This is a genomic window from Microcoleus sp. T2B6 (genome assembly GCF_036700475.1).
Lineage (GTDB): Bacteria > Cyanobacteriota > Cyanobacteriia > Cyanobacteriales > Microcoleaceae > Microcoleus.
The window spans coordinates 1-4899 of sequence record NZ_JAUBOZ010000208.1 but is presented as its reverse complement, the minus strand read 5'-3'; the positions used below and the strand labels follow the sequence as shown (position 1 = coordinate 4899).

3 protein-coding genes and 1 CRISPR repeat array are annotated in these 4899 nt (G+C 43.0%); of the genes, 2 read left to right on the top strand and 1 reads right to left on the bottom strand.

What is annotated here, in order from left to right; genetic code table 11:
- Positions 1 to 177: 177 nt before the first annotated feature.
- Together cas2 and QUA00_RS36235 are read left to right on the top strand one after the other, a co-directional pair.
- A complete protein-coding gene (cas2, locus tag QUA00_RS36240; RefSeq protein WP_333413392.1) occupies positions 178 to 426 on the top strand; it encodes a CRISPR-associated endonuclease Cas2 in 249 nt (82 codons plus the stop codon).
- Positions 427 to 642: 216 nt separating this feature from the next.
- Positions 643 to 2725: a CRISPR direct-repeat array (repeat unit 36 nt; unit sequence CTCCCCACTCGTTGGGGAAACTAATTGAATGGAAAC).
- A 948-nt stretch (positions 2726 to 3673) separates the two neighbouring features.
- Positions 3674 to 3850, top strand: a complete 177-nt coding sequence (locus tag QUA00_RS36235; protein WP_190658565.1) for a hypothetical protein — start codon at positions 3674 to 3676, stop codon at positions 3848 to 3850.
- A 14-nt stretch (positions 3851 to 3864) separates the two neighbouring features.
- Here the strand turns inward: QUA00_RS36235 and QUA00_RS36230 are convergent, their stop codons facing one another.
- The gene (locus QUA00_RS36230) at positions 3865 to 4467 is read right to left on the bottom strand and encodes a Uma2 family endonuclease (RefSeq protein ID WP_333145505.1); all 603 of its coding nucleotides are present in this window, start codon (positions 4465 to 4467) and stop codon (positions 3865 to 3867) included.
- Positions 4468 to 4899 lie beyond the last annotated feature (432 nt).

Below are 4899 nucleotides of genomic sequence, written 5' to 3'. Positions count from 1 at the left end.
TCTGAGTTTCATCTATTTTTTAACCAATGTAAATACCCCCTTGACAATTTACCCCTCACCTTAACTTGTCACTAATGCTGGCGGACTAACAAACTTAACTAAAATTTTTCTCTTGAACTTGCATCTGAAGCTAAACTTTACCATCCCTATTCAACACAAAATAGAATTCGATAAAGTATGCTGCTTTATATCGTTGTCTACGATATCCGAGTTGACAAGCGCAGGCAAAAAGTGCATGACTTGCTGAAAGGTTATGGCAAATGGGGACAATATTCTACCTTTGAGTATGTTTTGTCAACTGCCAGATTTACACGACTCTGGCGACGGCTGCGAAAGTTAATCAACCTAGACGCAGCATCCGGTTTTATCCGGTGTCGCGCCATACTTTGGGACAGGTGGAGGTTTTGGGTGTGGGGGCGCCGGTGACAAAAGCACCTGGATCAGTGATTATTTAGCTAAGGTTGCGAGGCTGGCGGTAAATTAGCTCAAACGACCTTTTTGCGTTATGAGCCTCGCAGCATTACTGGGCAAGGGTTTCAGGGATTATTTTGAGCGAACACAGGTGTGAGTTCCACAAAAAATATCTGAGCCTCGCAAATGGCCTCTAGACACCTTGCGCTGTCTTGGGTGTATCATAGAGGACTCCCCACTCGTTGGGGAAACTAATTGAATGGAAACTTTCTAGTGTTGTCAACTTAGTATGGTAATGCAAAGCTCCCCACTCGTTGGGGAAACTAATTGAATGGAAACTAAGGAGCTTCATAGACTTCACTCATTCTTTCTTCCTCTTCCTCTCCCCACTCGTTGGGGAAACTAATTGAATGGAAACCAGCAGCATATTTTAGAGATTGCCTTAATTTTCTCCCCACTCGTTGGGGAAACTAATTGAATGGAAACTGGGGAGAATTTACTTGGGTTTCTAAAAGGTGAATTAGTTAAATCTCTCCCCACTCGTTGGGGAAACTAATTGAATGGAAACGAGTTGAACCCTAGATTTAAACTTTTTACAGTTCCCCTTCCTCCCCACTCGTTGGGGAAACTAATTGAATGGAAACGGTGAATCAAATTCTACCCCAAGATTGGTAAACGCTTTATACACTCCCCACTCGTTGGGGAAACTAATTGAATGGAAACGATTTTTCCCAGCAGTAGATATTGGTTGGACATTGACTCCCCACTCGTTGGGGAAACTAATTGAATGGAAACTCAATTGTAGTACGATTATCAATCCACCATTTAGCCTGACTCCCCACTCGTTGGGGAAACTAATTGAATGGAAACCCTTGCTGAAGAAAGCCGACCTCAATCCCATATCCTCCCCACTCGTTGGGGAAACTAATTGAATGGAAACACTAGCTGATCAACCACTTCCTCCGCATCCTTCAAATCTTCTCCCCACTCGTTGGGGAAACTAATTGAATGGAAACTATAGGATGGCATTGAGTACGTCTGTCGTAGTTTTTCTCCCCACTCGTTGGGGAAACTAATTGAATGGAAACCAGTGGATTGTACCTTCTGGCTCGACTTCATCGCTCCCCACTCGTTGGGTAAACTAATTGAATGGAAACGCGGTATTTTCTTGCCGAATTTTCTCGATTGAATCCTCCCCACTCGTTGGGTAAACTAATTGAATGGAAACATTACATCGTTATTCGGATCTAGAGGCTTGGCAATTCTAACTCCCACTCGTTGGGGAAACTAATTGAATGGAAACAGTACAGTCCAGTTAGCAATTTTTCCTGAGTTTTGTACTTTACTCCCCACTCGTTGGGGAAACTAATTGAATGGAAACTACAGATAGATCACTAGAGCGTTGTGTTTACCCTTTTTCTCCCCACTCGTTGGGGAAACTAATTGAATGGAAACGTTAGGTCTATTTCTTGGAGAATTGCTTTGTTTGCTTCTCCACTCCCCACTCGTTGGGGAAACTAATTGAATGGAAACCTAAAGCCGTTTCCATCACTTCGCCTTTGATGCGGATTGCTCCCCACTCGTTGGGGAAACTAATTGAATGGAAACAACTTAAAGTGCAGTTTTTCGATGTCGGCGCGAATTTTCTCGATCGCCCTGCCAACTCGTTGGGGAAACTAATTGAATGGAAACTTGAAAATTTAGAGCAAATCGTGTTTTTTGATCAAAATAACTCCCCACTCGTTGGGGAAACTAATTGAATGGAAACATTTGGAAATCTGTCCATTTCAGGCGGTGCAGCGTATCTGCTACCCTCCCCACTCGTTGGGGAAACTAATTGAATGGAAACTCAGGAAATATTTGATCACCGTCCGCCTAGATTAGAGGTTCTCCCCACTCGTTGGGGAAACTAATTGAATGGAAACCAAGTGTAGGGACGGTAGAGGTATAAAGTTAGTGCATTGTGAGATCCCCACTCGTTGGGGAAACTAATTGAATGGAAACGCCCGATCCTTTTCTGAAAGCTTGCTCAAATCTCCACCGACTCCCCACTCGTTGGGGAAACTAATTGAATGGAAACACAGCTTTGTCGAAAGCTTCATCAGTAGGCTCTTTCAGTTCTCCCCACTCGTTGGGGAAACTAATTGAATGGAAACTCTAAATATGCCTTTCCATTCTGCCTTTTTGCCTTTATTCCTAGCTTTTCCCTCCCCACTCGTTGGGGAAACTAATTGAATGGAAACTCAAATCGCGATCGCATTTCTTCCTCTGTGCCGCTCTCCCCACTCGTTGGGGAAACTACTTGAATGGAAACGCTAAAACAAAATTAGTGGAAGTCTTCTATTAATGCGACAGTTTAAGGGAAACCATAAATAGCTGTTGACAAAAGACTAGATTTCTAATAGTCTAATGTTGGGGGGATGCCTTTAGAGGACGCCTCTACCGCATAGAATAACGTCTTTAAGGCATCGTCCTATCCCCCAGCCTATCCCCCAGCCGAAGGGTTACGGCACTTACATTGTCACTCTCTAGCAAGTTAAATTGTCACTCGCTAGAAATAGGTAGCTAAGACAAATTTAGTCGAAGTCTCTATTAATGCGGAATCGAAGGAGGCTTCGACTCCACCCGACACCGCAAACAGAAATAAAAAACTCAGAGCCTTCTGTAGTGCCAAAAGCTCTAAATTTTTAAGCTCTGGAAAACTCCAAAGACAAACTTTTACAACTCAAATTTCTGCAATCAATCCTAGTTGCGAAGAATTAATAAGCACAAAAAAAAGCCCCATAATCGGGGCAAAATATAACTATTCTCAGTCGTTGGGTGGGGGCGGGTTTATTATATTGTTGGTTTCTGACATAGATGGTTGGTGAAACCCGCCCCTACGATAATTTGGGCACACACGATCGCTTATTTTCGAGCTATTAAAACCCAATCGTCTGCTGTTTTGAAAATCTCAGCATTCTGCAAACCTAAATGTTTTAAAACTGGTTGAATGGAAACAACCGATCGCAGCGACGGAAATTAACGTTAAACACTCCCCACTCGCTGGGGAAACTAATTGAATGGAAACGCTCGACATCCTCAATTTGGGTGGGGGCGGGTTTTTGAGATTGTTAGTTTTTCACATAAATTGTTGGTGAAACCCGCCCCTACACGCTATCGTAGGGGCGGGTTTTACGAATAATATTTAATACCAGCAGACAATCTAGATAAACCCGCCCCCACCCAACCAATAACCTAGATTAAGCTGATGTGCGATCGAATGCAAAGAATATTGATTCGGATTTGTCGTTGGGCAGGGCGGGTTTATTTATTTTCTCAATTAGTGGCAAAAATGGTTGGCGAACCCGCCCCTACAATAATTGCGGGCGATCGAGATTTTTTGTCGGGCAGGGCGGGTTTATTTATTTTCTTAATTAGTGGCACAGATGGTTGGTGAACCCGCCCCTACAATCATTTTTCAGGTGCAATTTCTCGATCTACTTGTTCAAAATTCACTTTATTATATATATCTGCCACAGCAATTTCAAAGGATACTGAAGCAAGCGCGATCGTCTCATCCGATTCATTGTACTCAGCAAACGACCATCGCTTATCATCCGTCTTAGAAAAATGTTCGATATATCTCCGGTTTTGGTCGATCAATAAGTATTCTTCAAGAGTGGGAATCGTGCGGTATCCCTCAAACTTTTTGCTGCGATCGTATCCTTTAGTTGAAGCTGACAAAACCTCAATAATTACCCTGGAATTGGTAATCGTATCGGTGCGGTTATTATAATACTCCGGCTCCCCACATACTACCATCACATCGGGATAGGTATAGATGCGCTTCTTGGGTATCCACAAGCGGACATCGCTCATGAAAACTCGATAGTCTAGTTTTTTGAACGCAAAATTTAGTTCGGTACTGAAATTGAGCGCTATTTGATTGTGATTGGTAGAGCCACCGGCCATAGGAAATATTTCACCGTCAATGTATTCGCTTTTGTAGTCAGCAGCTTCTTCTAGTGCTAGATATTCCTCGATCGAGTAGTATCGTTGTTCAGTAAGTTGCATAGTTCTATTAGAGAGCATTTAACTGAGACTTTTGTTTAGTGTAACATTTTTGGGTAAGCTTTTTAAGGTTGAGTTTGTGTAGCGGGTTTTTGAGATTGTTGGTTTCTCGTATGAATTGTTGGTAAACTCGTCCCCACCCAGCCGATCGCCTAGATTAATCTGATATGCGATTGCATCCCAAAAATGTAGATTCGGATTTGTCGTTGGGTGGGGGCGGGTTTTCGAGATTTTTGGTCTGAGGCGATTATGGTTGGTGAACCCGCCCCTACGGTAATTTGGGGAAACACGCTTATTTTCGAGATTTATAGTTGGGTGGGGGCGGGTTTATTATATTGTTGGTTTCTGACATAAATGGTTGGTGAACCCGCCCCTTGTATCTTAAAAGAGTCAGGCGATAGATCGCTACGTCAGTCAGTGGATCGTTACACCAAG

Bases quoted from the DNA above. Each gene is read 5' to 3' on its own strand.
- cas2 (WP_333413392.1), top strand. From the start codon at position 178: ATGCTGCTTTATATCGTTGTCTACGATATCCGAGTTGACAAGCGCAGG.
- QUA00_RS36235 (WP_190658565.1), top strand. From the start codon at position 3,674: ATGCAAAGAATATTGATTCGGATTTGTCGTTGGGCAGGGCGGGTTTAT.
- QUA00_RS36230 (WP_333145505.1), bottom strand. From the start codon at position 4,467: ATGCAACTTACTGAACAACGATACTACTCGATCGAGGAATATCTAGCA.